14 protein-coding genes are annotated in these 14220 nt (G+C 64.3%); 3 read left to right on the top strand and 11 right to left on the bottom strand.

All coding sequences use genetic code 11. The features are described 5' to 3' along the window. Both EN781_RS02070 and EN781_RS02065 read right to left on the bottom strand, forming a co-directional pair. A partial coding sequence (locus EN781_RS02070; RefSeq protein ID WP_145965436.1) for a mandelate racemase/muconate lactonizing enzyme family protein occupies positions 1-661 on the bottom strand: 661 nt, incomplete at its 3' end. A 54-nt stretch (positions 662-715) separates the two neighbouring features. Then, the gene (locus EN781_RS02065) at positions 716-1603 is read right to left on the bottom strand and encodes a sugar phosphate isomerase/epimerase (protein WP_126058214.1); all 888 of its coding nucleotides are present in this window, start codon (positions 1601-1603) and stop codon (positions 716-718) included. Between the two features lie 400 nt (positions 1604-2003). On the opposite strand from EN781_RS02065, the gene EN781_RS02060 reads away from it, so the two are divergent. From EN781_RS02060 to EN781_RS02050, 3 genes are all read left to right on the top strand, one after another. Further along, on the top strand, positions 2004-3059 hold the full coding sequence (locus EN781_RS02060; RefSeq protein ID WP_126058215.1) for a sugar phosphate isomerase/epimerase: 1056 nt from the start codon (positions 2004-2006) through the stop codon (positions 3057-3059). Positions 3060-3206: 147 nt separating this feature from the next. Beyond that, complete coding sequence (locus tag EN781_RS02055; RefSeq protein ID WP_126058216.1) at positions 3207-4394, top strand: Gfo/Idh/MocA family oxidoreductase; 1188 nt, start codon at positions 3207-3209, stop codon at positions 4392-4394. Between the two features lie 66 nt (positions 4395-4460). Next, a complete protein-coding gene (locus EN781_RS02050; protein ID WP_126058217.1) occupies positions 4461-5312 on the top strand; it encodes a sugar phosphate isomerase/epimerase in 852 nt (283 codons plus the stop codon). Positions 5313-5543: 231 nt separating this feature from the next. Here EN781_RS02050 and phnE (EN781_RS02040) read toward each other — a convergent pair whose 3' ends face one another. The 9 genes from phnE (EN781_RS02040) to EN781_RS02000 form a co-directional block, all read right to left on the bottom strand. Beyond that, entirely contained in the window at positions 5544-6911 is a 1368-nt protein-coding gene (gene phnE, locus EN781_RS02040; protein WP_126058218.1) for a phosphonate ABC transporter, permease protein PhnE, read from the bottom strand. 65 nt (positions 6912-6976) lie between these two features. Further along, positions 6977-7930, bottom strand: coding sequence for a phosphonate ABC transporter, permease protein PhnE (gene phnE / locus EN781_RS02035; protein WP_126058219.1), 954 nt, complete (start codon positions 7928-7930; stop codon positions 6977-6979). A gap of 57 nt (positions 7931-7987) precedes the next feature. Further along, positions 7988-8896, bottom strand: a complete 909-nt coding sequence (gene phnD / locus EN781_RS02030) for a phosphonate ABC transporter substrate-binding protein (RefSeq protein WP_126058220.1) — start codon at positions 8894-8896, stop codon at positions 7988-7990. A gap of 163 nt (positions 8897-9059) precedes the next feature. Continuing rightward, positions 9060-9917, bottom strand: a complete 858-nt coding sequence (gene phnC, locus EN781_RS02025; RefSeq protein WP_126058221.1) for a phosphonate ABC transporter ATP-binding protein — start codon at positions 9915-9917, stop codon at positions 9060-9062. Positions 9918-10099: 182 nt separating this feature from the next. Next, positions 10100-10810, bottom strand: a complete 711-nt coding sequence (locus EN781_RS02020) for a DUF1868 domain-containing protein (RefSeq protein ID WP_126058222.1) — start codon at positions 10808-10810, stop codon at positions 10100-10102. A 104-nt stretch (positions 10811-10914) separates the two neighbouring features. Then, a complete protein-coding gene (locus tag EN781_RS02015; protein ID WP_126058223.1) occupies positions 10915-11529 on the bottom strand; it encodes a DapH/DapD/GlmU-related protein in 615 nt (204 codons plus the stop codon). Next, a complete protein-coding gene (gene phnL / locus EN781_RS02010; protein ID WP_126058224.1) occupies positions 11526-12233 on the bottom strand; it encodes a phosphonate C-P lyase system protein PhnL in 708 nt (235 codons plus the stop codon). Before phnL ends, EN781_RS02015 begins: the two co-directional genes overlap by 4 nt. A gap of 313 nt (positions 12234-12546) precedes the next feature. Then, entirely contained in the window at positions 12547-13323 is a 777-nt protein-coding gene (gene phnK / locus EN781_RS02005) for a phosphonate C-P lyase system protein PhnK (protein WP_126058225.1), read from the bottom strand. Next, complete coding sequence (locus EN781_RS02000; protein WP_126058226.1) at positions 13320-14219, bottom strand: alpha-D-ribose 1-methylphosphonate 5-phosphate C-P-lyase PhnJ; 900 nt, start codon at positions 14217-14219, stop codon at positions 13320-13322. The genes phnK and EN781_RS02000 overlap by 4 nt, the downstream gene beginning before the upstream one ends. Position 14220 lies beyond the last annotated feature (1 nt).

The following is a 14220-nucleotide window of genomic DNA, read 5'->3' as shown; positions in this document are numbered from 1 at the left end:
CCGTATAAGTGCCATGCGCGTCGACCATCAGCTCGACGTCGGCGCCGAGGGCCTCTCTCGCCGCGCGGACGCGCCCTGCGGAAATATGCGGGGCGCCGTCCATGGCGCCGATACGCATCTTCAGTGCCTTGAAGCCGCCCTTGGCGATGTAGGATTTGAGCTGCTCGCCGATGGTCTCGGCCGGCGCCCAGCCGCCGGAAGCATAGGCTTGCATGCGCTCGACTTTGCGGCCACCAAGCAGCCGCCAGATCGGCTGGCCGAGCGACTTGCCGAGAATGTCCCAGAGCGCGATGTCGACGGCGCTGATGGCGGCCACGCTCATGCCGCGCCGCGCCAGTTGCGGCATGGCATGTCCGCCATGGGCCGCCGTGTGGTGGCGCACGCCGTTGTAGAGCATCTCCCAGATGACGCCGATGTCGGTCGGGTCGCGGCCGATGAGCTGCGGGCCGACTTCATGGTTCAGCATGTGGACCAGGGCACCATAGCTGCCGGCGCTGCCGGCGGCGTTCTTGCCTTCGCCCCAGCCGACCAGGCCGTCATCGGTCTCGATGCGCAGAATGGCGGCGTCGAACGTCGTCACCTGACCGAAGTCGCTGCGATGCTGCTTCGCGGCTTCGATCGGTATGCGAACCCACCAGGCTTGGACCGTCTTGATGCGCATGGTCATCCCCGGCCCCGCCGCAGAAAGGCGGAAGGGCGTCTCTCTTTGGATCGGCTACCTGATCAGCGGCAGCAGCGTTTCGGCGGTGATGCGCATCTGGTCGGTGTAGAACTTCTCCGTCAGCACGCTGGAACCGTGATCCTGGATGAACTTCAGCTGCTCTGGCGAGATGTCGACCGGATGGCGCTCGACCATGTCGGGATAGGGCGCGGCCGGCGTGCGGTCGACAGGGGCGACGAACTCATTGGTCAGCGCGCCGTCATAGCCGATCTCCTTCAGCGTGCCCACGATCCGCGGCCAGTCGATCTGGCCGAGGCCGGCGGCGAAGCGGTTGTTGTCGGCGACGTGGAAGTCGAACAGGCGCTTGCCGACCTGACGGATGGCGTCATAGACGTTAAATTCCTCCATGTGGATGTGATAGGCGTCGAGGCAGACGCCGCATTCCGGGCTGACCGCGTCGGCGAGCGCGAGCGCCTGGGCGCCACGGTTGAACAGATAGGTCTCGAAGCGGTTGAGCGGCTCGACCGCGACCTTGACGCCGACCTTCTTGGCGTGGGCGAAGCACTCGCGGGTGGCGTCGACCACCCAGCCCCATTCCTCCGCCTCGGTGCCGTCGGGCACTACCTTGCCGACGGTGGCGGGAACCAGCGTGATGATCTCACCATCGAGCTCGCTGACCATGGTCAGCACGTCCTTGACGTACTGCACCGAACGCTCGCGCTGGCCCTGGTCCTTGGCGGCGAGGTTGCGTTCGCCCAGCATCAGCGTCACCGAGCCCCAGCAGCGGATGCCGTGCTCCTTCAAGAGCGCGCGCGTCTCCCTGGTCTTGTACTGCTCGGGCTCGCCGGAGATCTCGATCGACTCATAGCCGAATTTCTTGATGCGCTTCAGCGTCACTTCCAACGGCTCCGCCCGCATCCAGTTGTGCGTCGAAAGATGCATGGTCTATCCTTCCCAGAATTCGCCTGTCACGTTTCCCACGACGTGGCTCGAGCAAAGCCCGCCGTGCGATTCCTCCCCAAGGTGCTCCAGTGTCTTTCTGGCAAACTGGTTCGACCAATTGGGCCTGATGCGAGGTCTACCGCAAATTCATCTGCACGGCAAGAAGTCGCGTGCGGCGATGTCATGCTCTGCTTACTTCTTTGAATAATCTAACATATTTTCACAGTTTGTGACGAACGAAAGCGCTTCCGGCGCCTGTTCGGCCGCTTGACCAAATGTTTATATTTGGTCATACCAGAATGACGGCGCGTACTGGCGCCGACAGGAAAACACCAAACGGGCTGGCCCTGCTTTCAATCAGCGCTATGCTTGGTCGTCAAAAGAGAGAGGGAGGATGCCGATGCCGTCGACGATGAAGGGTCCCGGTCTGTTTCTGGCGCAGTTCGCGGGCGATGCCGCGCCGTTCAATTCGCTGCCGTCGATCACCAAATGGGCAGCCGGCCTCGGCTACAAGGGAGTGCAGATACCGACTTGGGACGCGCGGCTGTTCGACCTGGAGAAGGCGGCGACCTCCAAGGCCTATTGCGACGAGGTGAAAGGCATCTGCGCCGATGCCGGCGTCGAGATCACCGAGCTCTCGACGCATCTTCAGGGGCAACTGGTGGCGGTGCATCCGGCCTATGACGCGCAATTCGATGGCTTCGCGCCGGCGGCCGTCCACAACAATCCGAAAGCCCGGCAGCAATGGGCGGTCGAGCAGATGGAATTCGGTGCCAAGGCATCGAAAAATCTGGGGCTCAAGGCCTCGGTCTCCTTCTCCGGAGCGCTGGCCTTCCCCTACCTTTACCCATGGCCGCAGCGGCCAGCCGGCCTGATCGAGGAGGCTTTCGCCGAGCTCGGCAAACGCTGGAAGCCGATCCTCGACGTCTATGACGAGAACGGTGTCGACATCGGCTATGAGATCCATCCGGGCGAGGATGTGTTCGACGGCGCCACTTTCGAGATGTTCCTCGACGCGGTGGGCGGCCACAAGCGCTGCAACATCAATTACGACCCGTCGCACTTCCTCTTGCAGCAGCTCGACTATCTCGAATTCATCGACATCTACCACGAGCGTATCAAGGCGTTTCACGCCAAGGACGCCGAGTTCAACCCGACCGGGCGGCAAGGCGTCTATTCCGGCTATCAGGGCTGGGTAAACCGCGCCGGGCGGTTCCGTTCGCTCGGCGACGGGCAGGTCGATTTCGGCGGCATCTTCTCCAAGCTCACCCAGTACGGTTACGATTCCTGGGCGGTGCTGGAATGGGAATGCTGTCTAAAGCATCCGGAGGATGGTGCTGCCGAAGGCGCGCCCTTCATCCAGCACCACATTATCCGGGTGACGGAGAAGGCCTTCGACGATTTCGCCGGCGGCGCAACCGACAAGAAGGCGCTGCGCGCGATGATGGGAATCTAATACCGCTTTCCCTCCCCCTGGGGGAGGGTGGCCCAAAGCCGGGCGGGGTCGGCTCATGCCGAGCTTCACGCTCGGCAACCCCACCCGATCCGCTGCGCGGATCGACCTCCCCTCAAAGGGAGGCAAGCACCAACGAGGGAGACAGGAATGGTCGGCGCATCGAAGTCGGAAACGGGAGGCGGCCCGATCCGCTACGGTATGGTCGGCGGCGGGCAAGGCGCCTTCATCGGCGCGGTGCACCGGATCGCGGCCAGGCTGGACAACGACTTCGTCCTGGTTGCCGGCGCACTGTCGGCCAACCCGGAGCGCGCCAAGGCTTCGGCCGCCGAGCTCGGCCTCGATCCGGCGCGCAGCTACGGCTCCTACGCCGAGATGGCCAAGGCCGAGGCCAAGCGGCCGGACGGCATCGAGGCGGTGGCGATCGTCACGCCCAACAATGTGCATGTGCCGGCGGCCAAGGCCTTCCTCGAGGCCGGCATCCACGTCATCTGCGACAAGCCGCTGGCAACCACGCTGGCCGAGGCGAAGAAGCTCGCCGCGCTGGTCGAGAAGACCGGCAAGGTGTTCGTGCTCACCCACAATTACACCGCCTATCCGATGATCCGCCAGGCGCGCGAGATGGTGGCCAAGGGCCAGCTCGGCGACATCCGCATCGTGCAGTCGGAATATCCGCAGGACTGGCTGACCGAGGATCTCGCCGCGACCGGCCAGAAGCAGGCTGCGTGGCGCTCCGACCCCAAGCAGGCCGGTGCCGGTGGTGCGCTCGGCGACATCGGCACGCATGCCTACAACCTGGCGCGCTTCGTCTCCGGGCTGGAGCTCGATGCGCTGTCTGCCGATCTCGACGCCTTCGTGCCGGGGCGGCAGCTCGACGACAACATCAATGTGCTGTTGCGCTTCAAGCCGGTCGGCAAGGCGCATCCCGCCAAGGGCATGATCTGGGCCAGCCAGGTGGCGCCCGGCCATGAGAACGGTCTAAAGCTGCGCATCTATGGCTCGAAGGGCGGGCTGGAATGGGTGCAGGCCGATCCGAACTATCTCTGGTATACGCCGTTCGGCCAGCCGAAGCAGCTCCTGACCCGCGCCGGCGCCGGCGCGCTGCCCTCCGCCGGGCGTGTCACCCGTGTTCCCTCGGGCCATCCGGAGGGCTATCTCGAAGGCTTCGCCAATATCTACCAGGAAGCGGCCCGCGCCATCCGCGCGGCGCGCAGGAAGGGCGGCAAGCCGGCAAAGGATGTCGTCTTCCCGACGATTGCCGACGGCGTCGAAGGCATGGCCTTCATCGGGGCCTGCGTGAAGTCGTCGAAGAAGAACGGGGCGTGGACGAAACTCTAATCGGGGCGCCCAGTCGGCAGGGAATGACAGAGCCGGCGTTCAGGCGGCCGTCAGGGGAGGGTGTCGATGAAAATCGGCATGTGCATGTTCTTGTGGACGACCAGCGTCTCAAAGAAGCACGAGGCGCTGCTTCGCGACATCAAGGCGACCGGCTTCGACGGCGTCGAGATCCCGGTGTTTTCCGGCGCGCCCGACGACTACAAGAAACTCGGCGACCTGCTCGACCGCATCGGGCTGCAGCGTACCGCTGTCTCGGCCATGGGTGATCCGGCGATGAGTCTGATCGCGGCCGATGCCGCGACGCGCAAGGCCGGCATCGACTATATGAAATGGGCGATCGACTGCAGCGCCGCGCTCGGCGCCAACAGGCTGAGCGGTCCACTGCATTCGACGCTGGGCGCCTTTTCCGGCAGCGGACCGACGGCGGCAGAGAAGAAGCGCTCGGTCGCCTCCCAGCGCGCCATTGGCGACCATGCCGGCAAGAAGGGCGTCACCATCGGGTTAGAGGCGCTCAACCGCTTCGAATGCTATCTGCTCAACACGATGGACGATTTGTCCGAGCATATCGACGCGATCGACCGGCCGCACGTCAAGGCGATGTACGACACGTTCCACGCCAACATCGAGGAGGCCGATCCGATCGGCGCCTATTTGCGCAACCGCCGGAATGTCGTCCATATCCATATTTCGGAGAATGATCGCGGGGTGCCGGGCCGGGGCAATATTCCCTGGAAGGAGACGTTCTCGGCCATCCGCAAGAGCGGCTATGACGACTGGCTGACCATCGAATCCTTCGGGCGGTCGCTGAAGGACCTGGCTGCGGCGACGAAGGTTTGGCGGGATTTTGCGGAGACGCCGGAGGCCGTGTATCGGGAGGGGTACAAGCATATCAGGGATGGGTGGAAGAAGGCGGCTTAGAATGGCCGTCCGACGAGCGCCGCGATCCTTCGCGCCCCCCCTCTGTCCTGCCGGACATCTCCCCCACAAGGGGGGAGATTGGCGGCTGCGGCGCTTAGCTCAATTCGGCAACGTAGGAGATTGGCGAAAGCCATGGGTGGCGGCTGATCTCCCCCCAAGTGGGGGAGATGCCCGGTAGGGCAGAGGGGGGCGCTGTCCCGTCGACCTCTCGCAAGATTCTGCTAGCGAGGACTAACCCCGCGCAGCCTGCAACCTGTTGTAGTCATGCAGCGTGCGGCTGAGCCGGCGACGCAGGAAGTTCGAGATGTTGTCGAAGATGAAGACGACGGCCAGCGTCAGCAGCACCATGTAGAAGACGTTGGCCCAGTTGGAGTTGGTGCGCATCGCTTCCCATAATTTCAGGCCGATACCGCCGGCTCCGACGGCGCCGATGATGGTGGCGCCTCTGGTGTTGGATTCCCACTGGTAGAGCGTCTGGCTGATGAAGACCGGCACCACCTCCGGCAGCACGCCGTAGCGCTGCACAAGCAAGCCGTTGGCGCCGGTCGACTGCACACCCTCGCGCGGCTTGTCGTCGATGTTCTCCAGCGCCTCGGAATAGGTTTTGCCGAGCGTGCCGATCTCGGTGAAGAAGATCGCGGCACTGCCGGCGAGCGGACCGGGGCCGAAGGCGCGGGTGAAGAACAGCGCCCAGATCAGCATGTCGACCGAGCGCATGAAGTCGAAGAAGCGCTTCAGCACCTGGCTGAGCAGCCCGCTCGGCGTGATGTTGCGGGCGGCGAAGAAGGCGAGCGGGAAGGCGACGATGCCGCCGAGCAGCGTGCCGAGGAATGCCATGACGATGGTCTGCAACAGCTTCGTCCAGACATCGCCATGCTGCCACTGGGCGTTGTTCCAGATGTTGTCGGCGGCAAGCGCGAGATTTGATGTGCCGGGTTTCAGCTCTGGACCGGAGAGGATCAGCGCGGCCACTTCGCCGGCCGGTTTCCCGAAGAAGGGCGATCGCGTGTCGAAGACGAAGTTCGCCCAGCCGAGGAAACGCTTGCGCACCTTGACGCGGTCGACTGTGACGCGCACCTCGCCGACGAAGCCCATCCTCGCGACGACTTCGTCGTCATGCGCGGTGATCCAGTCGGGCACCGGGCCTGAGATCACGGGCTTGCCGCTGGCCAGCGACACGGGCACCGTCTGGCCGTTGGCGACAATCACGGCTTTGGTCTTGTCGAAGGTGACGGATTTGGCCAGGCCGTCGATCAGCACGGTGAAGGTGCCGTCCGGGTTCCTGATCACCCAGTCAGGATTGGGGTTCTCGCCAAGCGCGGAGAAGCGCGGGTATTTGGGCGTGATCTCCGGCTGGTCGAGGCGGAACTCCGGCTGCAGGTCGTAGCTGATCCATTGCGAAAGGAAGAGCGGCAGCCGCTCCCAATGCGACTCGCGCAGCACCTGCGGCATGCTGAAGAACCACAGGGCATAGGCGAGGTACAGGACGGTTCCAGCAACCAGGAACAGCGGTCCGAAACGCTTGTAGAGCGGCCGCCGAAATATCTGCGGGTAGCGCGCCTCTATCGCCTGCATATCGTTTGCTGTGATCGTGGCCATGGCTCAACCCTTGGTCCTGACCATGATCTTGTCCGAAAACCGGCGTCCACTTTTCGGGATCATGGTCAGGCGCTCATCAGAAAGGCCTGCTCGCCGACGAGCTTGCGGCGCAGCCAGGCGGAGAACTGGTCGACGATGAAGATGGTGGTGAAGAGCAGCAGCACCAGCGCCAGCGTCTTGGCGCCGAAGCCGCGCGAGATGGAGAGCTTCAGCTCCTCGCCGATGCCGCCGCCGCCGACTGCGCCCATAATCGTCGAGATGCGCACGTTGATCTCGATGCGCAGCAACGTATAGGACATGAAATTGGGCAGCACTTGCGGCAGGGCGGCAAAGCGGATGCGCTCGAACCAGTTGGCGCCGACCGCCCGCAAGCCTTCCTCGGCGCGCATGTCGATGTTCTCGTTGATCTCGTAGAAGAGCTTGCCGAGCGCGCCGATCGAATGCAGGCCGATGGCGATGATGGCGGCGACCGGGCCGATCGAGACGATGGCCGCGAACAGCCCGGCAATGACGATCTCCGGAAAGGCGCGCAGCAGTTCCATGAAGCGCTTGACGACGAGCCTGAGCGCCGGGCTCGGCGTCAGGTTGCGCGCGGCGATGAAGGAGAAGGGCACGGCGAAGACAAAACCGATGAAGGTCGAGACCAGCGCCACGTTGACCGTGGTCAGCATCAGCTCAAAATATTCGGGAATGTAGAAATCGCCCCAGACGTAGACGCGGCCGAGTGGGAAGTTGAATTCCTGCGTGCCGATGTCATGCGGCGAGGCGACGTCGAACAGCGCCCGCCAGACGTCGTTCCAGTCCTTGGGGATCAGCCAGCTCAGGAAATCCAGCAAATGCGGCAGCCGTTCGAAGAAGTGGCCGGCATTGGCCTCGTCGGCGAACCACATGGTCGCGCACATGGCGACGAGAAGCAGGCCGACACCGAGGCCGGTGTAAAGCCGGCGCAACGACGTCTGGCGCCGCCAGGCATCGGCCGCCAGGCGGGTCGCATCGGAATGGATTGTCGCTGAAGTCATGATCGGGAGATGCAAAAAGGGCGGCGTTTTTGACCGCCGCCCTTTTTCCTGATGCCGTCAGCCGCCGATCGCGGCTTTGCGGGCTTCGACGATGACATTGTAGAAGTCCGGCTTGACCGGAACGTAGCCGGTGAAGTCGCCGCCCTCGACGCCCTCGAAGCAGGCCTTGTCCTTGGTCGGCAGCGCGGTGAAGAAGGCGGTGAGTTTGGCGGTCATGTCGTCGCCGAGCGCGGTGCGCACGACCAGCGGGCCGTTCGGGATCAGGCCGGAGCGCCAGACCTCGACGAAGTCGTTCGGATCGACGGCGCCCTTGGCGACTTCCTTGTGGAAGGTGCCGGAGGTATAGCCGTTCTTGAAATCGCCGATGCCGGAGGAATCGTCCACCGCGACGTCGACCTTGCCGTCGCGGACGGCGAGGATGTTGTTCTCATGGCCGCCGTTGAACTGGGTCGAGGCGAAGAAGGCCTCGTTCGACTGGCCGGTGTCCTTCGGAATCTGGGTCAGCGGGATCAGATAGCCGGAGGTCGAGTCCGGGTCGGCATAGCCGAGCTTCTTGCCCTTGGCCGACTTGATGTCGGTGATCCCCGACGACTTCAGCGCCAGGCCGATCGAATAGTAGCCGGTGGCGCCGTCGGTCTGCTGGGTGGTGAGGATCGGGGTGACCGCCTTGGGGTCCTTGATATAGACGCTGGCATAGCCGGAAGCGCCGAGCTCGGCGAAGTCGAGCGTGCCGCCGAGCAGGCCCTGGATGACGCCGTCGTAGTCGGCGGCCGGGAACAGCGAGACCTTCTCGAAGCCGAATTCTGCCTTCAAATGGTCGGCCAGGCACTGGTAGTTGCGCAGCCGGTCCGTCTCGTTTTCGCCGCCAAGGATGCCGACGCGGAATTCCTTGAGGTCAGCGGCATGAGCAGCGCTCGTCGCGATGGCGAGCAGTGATACGGCGCCAAAAACCATCTTCCTAAACATTTGGATCTCTCTCCTGTTGTTCCGGCCTCGCGCCGGCGACGTTCGAATTTTTGACAGCTGCCTTTGACGCGGGCGGGCGATCCGGGTTGCTCGTTTTCTTGGCCATGATCCTTGCCGAACCGGTTGCCGCTCTTCGTCAGCGCGGACGGTTCGCAAACATCGACTAGTAGCCGGGGAATGCGGGCTCGAGCGGTCCGGCGGATGCGGTAATCTTCGGCTTGAAGTTGACGCTGGTCGACGTGATGGCCTCGGAGATATCGGCGCCATTGCTGTCCGCACTATAGACAAGACGCACGGCGTCGCGGTCGAGATCCTCGGGCGCGCCGTCGAACACGACCTTGCCGGCGGCCATGCCGATGATGCGGTTGCAATAGGCCCGCGCCGTGTCCAGCGTGTGCAGATTGGTGATGACGGTGATGCCTTCGCGCAGGTTGATGTCCTGCAGCGAGTCCATCACCACCTTGGCGTTGAGCGGGTCGAGCGAGGCGATCGGCTCGTCGGCGAGCAGCACCCTCGGCTGTTGCATCATGGCGCGCGCGATCGCCACGCGCTGCTGCTGGCCGCCGGACAGCGTGCCAGCCGGCTGCAGCGCGGTGCGGGCGATGTCGAGGCGCTCAAGCGCCGCTACCGCCTCGGCGCATTCGCTGCGCGAGAACATGCCGAACAGGTTGGAGAGCGTCGAGCGGTGGTTTAGCCGGCCGAGCAGCACGTTGGTCAGCACGTCGAGGCGCGGTACCAGGTTGAACTGCTGGAAGATCATGGCGCAGTCGCGCTGCCAGCGCCGCAGCGGCGAACCCTGCAGGCGGGAGACTTCGGCGCCGTCAAAAAAAATCGACCCCTGGCTGGGGTCGATGAGACGGTTGATCATGCGCAGAAGCGTCGATTTGCCGGCGCCGGAGCGGCCGATGATGCCGACCATCTGGCCCTGCGGGATCGACAGGTCGACGGCGCTGACCGCGGTGTTCTTGCCGAATCGTCGGGTGACACCGCGGATTTCGAGCGTGGCGGATGTTGCTGACATGGGCAAAGCTCCAGTCCAGTCGCGCTTTGAAGGTCTGTTGACCTTGGCTAGCGCAACGCCATGAACCTGCCGTGTCGGATTGATGTCAGTTTTGTTACCGCCCACAGGCCAGGGCCCAGAGCCGGAATGCCTGCATGTCGTTGTCCCATACCGCTAGGCACTTTTGGGCGCCATGCATGGGCTCAACCGAGGACCAGGAGCTCCTCGAAATGCTTCATGTCGCGGAAACTGCAAAAGGCCGGCGGATTGAGTTCGATGACCGGCGCTTCGCGGTCGAGGAAGGACAGGCAATCGTCGAACAGGTCCTGCCAGGCCGCCGCGCGCTCGTCGGCAAGGCGGCGGATCTGGTAGGCGAAGGTGATGTGGAAGACGTAGGTGTCATGGTCGGGGTGGCGGTAGCCGAACGGCACCGACAGTGCATCGCGCCAGGCCTGGAGGATGCGCCGGTCTTCGTCCGAGGCGCCGGCAACGGTAAGGCCGTTCGGGGTGACGCCGATGGCTCTTATCCTGAACGCGCCGCTCCCCTGGAAGCCTTCCAGGCGCTCCAGATAAAGGCGGGTCATGTCGTCGATGCCGGTGTCGAGCGCCACATCCCGAGGCCAATAGGGGAGCCGGCGGCGCCGCTCGATGATGCCTTGGAACAACGTCATGTGCAGGCTGGAGACCGGGGTGAAGGCAAGCCGGTTGGCGTCAAGCATGGCGCGCATGCGCTCGCGCACCTCGATGACCGCCGCTTCGGAGGGCGAGCCGTTGACGAGGTGGCTGACGACCGTGTTGCCAGGTTCCAGGAGGAAGTTGCCCGCCGCGTCGTAACGAGTGCCGAGATGCACCGGAGGCGTCGGGTTGGTGCCTTCGAAGAAACCGGCGAGCGAGGGTCTGACCAAATCGAGCATTGCGATCTCCAGAGAAAGACCGCCTCGTGACCTAATCCTGTGTCAGGGATATGAAATTCCAGCGTCCGTCCCTGGCAATGACGCACACGTGAACATCGGTGACGTCAGCTATATTTTTCGAGAAACGCCTCGGCTGAAAGCGCACGGAAATCGTCGAGCGAAGCACGCAACCTTGCATGGTCCCAGTCCCACCAGGCGAGCGCCTGGTAGCGCTCGGCGGTGCGACGGTCGAAACGCTCGCGGATCGGCTTCGCCGGCACGCCGCCGACGATGGTGTAAGGCGCAACATCCTTCGACACCACGGCGCCGGCGCCGACCGCCGCGCCATCGCCGACGGTGACGCCGGGCAGGATGGTCGACCCATGGCCAAGCCAGGTGTCGTGGCCGATGGTGACGCGTTTCGCACGGCGCTCTGCGAAGAATTCGCTTTCGTGCTCGGCGTCGTCCCAATAGTCGGAGGCGCGGTAGGTGAAGTGGTGCAGCGTCGGCCGCCAGGTCGGATGGTTGGTGGCGTTGATGCGCACGCCGGCCGCGATGTTGGAGAACTTGCGAATGGTCGCGCACCAGACGGCGCAATCCTGCATCATGTAGGAATAGTCGCCGAGCTCGCTTTCCGAGACCCGGCTGCGATCGGCGATCTCGGTCCAGCGGCCGAGCGTCGAATTCTCGATCTGCGCGGTCGGATGAACCAGCGGTGTTTCCGACAGCTTCCTTGTCATGCCGCGATCTTTCCGGCGGCGAAGGCGGTGACGTCGATGATGCGGTCGGCGACCGCCTCGCGCACATCCTGGTCGTGGAAAATGCCGAGCAAGGCGACGCCCGCCGCCTTCTTGGCGGCGATCAACTCGACCACCACATCGCGGTTCCTGGCATCGAGCGAGGCGGTCGGCTCGTCGAGCAGCAGGACCGGATGCTCGGTGATGAAGCCGCGCGCGATGTTGACGCGCTGCTGCTCGCCGCCGGAGAAGGTCGCCGGCGGCAACGCCCAGAGCTTTTCCGGCAGGTTGAGCTGCGCCAGCAAGGCGCGCGCCTTGTCGCGCGCTGCCCCGCGCTCCTCGCCACGCTCGACCAGCGGCTCGGCGACGACGTCGAGCGCCGAGACGCGCGGCACGGTGCGCAGGAACTGGCTGACATAGCCGATCGTTTGCCGGCGCACGGCAAGCACCGTGCGCGGGCTGGCGCTGGCGAGATCGATCAGGCTGTTCTGGTGCTGGACGATGATCTGGCCCTCGTCGACGGCGTAGTTGCCGTAAAGCATTTTCAGGATCGAGCTTTTTCCCGCGCCGGACGGGCCGCCAAGCACGGCGCATTCGCCGGCGCGGATCGAGAAGGACACGCCGGCGACCACCGGCAAGCGGATGCCGTCGCGCAGGTGCATGGTGAAGCTTTTGGCGACATCGGAGACAACGAGAGGGGTGGGCATCAGAAGGTCCTCCTATTGTCGCCGATCGGCGGGAGAATATGGCCCTTTCTCCCCGTCACTATACGGGGAGAAATGTCCGGCAGGACAATGAGGGGCAGCGCCGAGGTCCAGCTGAAGTGCTCTGCGCTGGGCGACGCTCCTGGGACGGCATTGGCGTCCGCGCGCATTCCCGCCACGTCAGCGCCGCCCCTCATCGCCCTGCCGGGCACTTCTCCCCGTATAGTGACGGGGAGAAGGGGCGGCCTCGTGCGGTTTCGCCAATCTCCAACATTGCAGATAGCCCGTGACAGAGGGGGGTGACTTGGCGCCATCATCACACCTGCAAAATCGAAGAAACAAGCAACTGCGTATAGGGCGCGCGCGGGTCGTCGAGGACGCGGTCGGTCAGGCCGCTTTCGACGACGTGGCCGTCCTTCATCACCATCATGCGCTGCGACAGTAGCCGCGCCACGGCGAGGTCGTGGGTGACGACGATGGCCGCCAGGCCAAGGTCGGTGACCAGCCCGCGCAGCAGGTCGAGCAGGCGCGCCTGCACCGAGACGTCTAGGCCGCCGGTCGGTTCGTCCATGAACACCAGGCGCGGCCCGGTGACGAGGTTGCGGGCGATCTGCAGGCGCTGGCGCATGCCGCCGGAAAAGGCGCGCGGCTCGTCGTCGATGCGGTCCTCGTCGATCTCGACGCGCGACAGCCAGTCGACGGCGGTGGCGCGGATTTTTCCGTAGTGGCGGTCGCCGACGGCCATCAGCCGCTCGCCGACATTGGCGCCGGCCGACACCGTCATGCGCAGGCCATCGGCTGGGTTCTGGTGGACAAAACCCCAGTCGGTGCGCATCAGGAAGCGACGCTCGGCCTCGCTCATGCGGTAAAGCTCGCGCCATTGGCCGTCGCGCATGCGGTAGCTGGCGGTGCCGGAAGAGGGCAGCAGCCGGGTCGACAGGCAGTTGAGCAGCGTCGTCTTGCCGGAGCCCGATTCACCGACCACCGCCAGCACTTCGCCCGGCCACAGGTCGAAACTGACAGTCTCGCAGCCGACGCGCGAGCCGTAGAATTTGGACAGCGCCGAGACGCGCAGCAGCGGTTCGTCGGTCATTCGGCCGGCTCCGTTTTTTCGAGAGCAAGTTGGGCGTCAGGCGCAAGGTGGCCGCGATGGCCTTCCTCACGCCGCTTCTCGCAGTGGTCGGTGTCGGAGCAGACGAACATGTGGCCGCCATGGTCGTCGAGGATGACCTCGTCGAGATAGACGTTCTCGGCTGCGCAGAGCGCGCAGGGCTGGTCGAAGGTCTGCACCTCGAACGGATGGTCCTCGAAATCGAGGCTGACGACGTCGGTGAAGGGCGGCACGGCATAGATACGCTTTTCGCGGCCGGCGCCGAACAACTGCAAAGCCGGCGAACGATGCATCTTCGGATTGTCGAATTTCGGCGTCGGCGACGGGTCCATCACGTAGCGGCCCTCGACTTTGACCGGATAGGCGTAGGTGGTGGCGATGCGGCCGTGCCTGGCGATGTCCTCGTAGAGTTTGACATGCATCAGGCCGTATTCCTCCAGCGCATGCATCTTGCGCGTTTCGGTCTCGCGCGGCTCGAGGAAGCGCAGCGGCTCGGGGATCGGCACCTGATAGACCAGAATCTGGCCCGCGCTCAGCGGATGCTCGGGGATACGATGGCGGGTCTGGATGATCGAGGCCTCGGCCGTCTCGGTGGTGACGGCGACGTTGGCGACCTTCTTGAAGAAGGCGCGGATCGAGACGGCATTGGTGGTGTCGTCGGCGCCCTGGTCGATGACCTTCAGCACGTCGTCGGGGCCGATGATCGAAGCGGTGACCTGGACGCCGCCGGTACCCCAGCCATAGGGCATCGGCATTTCGCGCGAGGCGAAGGGCACCTGGTAGCCGGGTATGGCGATGCCTTTGAGGATGGCGCGGCGGATCATCCGCTTTGTCTGTTCGTCGAGATAAGCGAAGTTGTAGGTGACGATGTCGCTCATG

The organism is Mesorhizobium sp. M4A.F.Ca.ET.090.04.2.1 (assembly GCF_003999085.1).
GTDB lineage: Bacteria > Pseudomonadota > Alphaproteobacteria > Rhizobiales > Rhizobiaceae > Mesorhizobium.
Note: the sequence above shows the minus strand (reverse complement) of the source record. Positions and strands in the feature narration are given on the sequence as shown.

What these genes read in the sequence shown, in the direction of transcription:
- phnE (WP_126058218.1), bottom strand. Translation starts at nt 6,911, where the DNA reads ATGGCCACGATCACAGCAAACGATATGCAGGCGATAGAGGCGCGCTAC.
- EN781_RS02020 (WP_126058222.1), bottom strand. Translation starts at nt 10,810, where the DNA reads ATGCTCGATTTGGTCAGACCCTCGCTCGCCGGTTTCTTCGAAGGCACC.
- phnC (WP_126058221.1), bottom strand. Translation starts at nt 9,917, where the DNA reads ATGTCAGCAACATCCGCCACGCTCGAAATCCGCGGTGTCACCCGACGA.
- phnL (WP_126058224.1), bottom strand. Translation starts at nt 12,233, where the DNA reads ATGCCCACCCCTCTCGTTGTCTCCGATGTCGCCAAAAGCTTCACCATG.
- EN781_RS02060 (WP_126058215.1), top strand. Translation starts at nt 2,004, where the DNA reads ATGCCGTCGACGATGAAGGGTCCCGGTCTGTTTCTGGCGCAGTTCGCG.
- EN781_RS02065 (WP_126058214.1), bottom strand. Translation starts at nt 1,603, where the DNA reads ATGCATCTTTCGACGCACAACTGGATGCGGGCGGAGCCGTTGGAAGTG.
- EN781_RS02015 (WP_126058223.1), bottom strand. Translation starts at nt 11,529, where the DNA reads ATGACAAGGAAGCTGTCGGAAACACCGCTGGTTCATCCGACCGCGCAG.
- phnE (WP_126058219.1), bottom strand. Translation starts at nt 7,930, where the DNA reads ATGACTTCAGCGACAATCCATTCCGATGCGACCCGCCTGGCGGCCGAT.
- phnK (WP_126058225.1), bottom strand. Translation starts at nt 13,323, where the DNA reads ATGACCGACGAACCGCTGCTGCGCGTCTCGGCGCTGTCCAAATTCTAC.
- EN781_RS02000 (WP_126058226.1), bottom strand. Translation starts at nt 14,219, where the DNA reads ATGAGCGACATCGTCACCTACAACTTCGCTTATCTCGACGAACAGACA.
- phnD (WP_126058220.1), bottom strand. Translation starts at nt 8,896, where the DNA reads ATGTTTAGGAAGATGGTTTTTGGCGCCGTATCACTGCTCGCCATCGCG.
- EN781_RS02055 (WP_126058216.1), top strand. Translation starts at nt 3,207, where the DNA reads ATGGTCGGCGCATCGAAGTCGGAAACGGGAGGCGGCCCGATCCGCTAC.
- EN781_RS02050 (WP_126058217.1), top strand. Translation starts at nt 4,461, where the DNA reads ATGAAAATCGGCATGTGCATGTTCTTGTGGACGACCAGCGTCTCAAAG.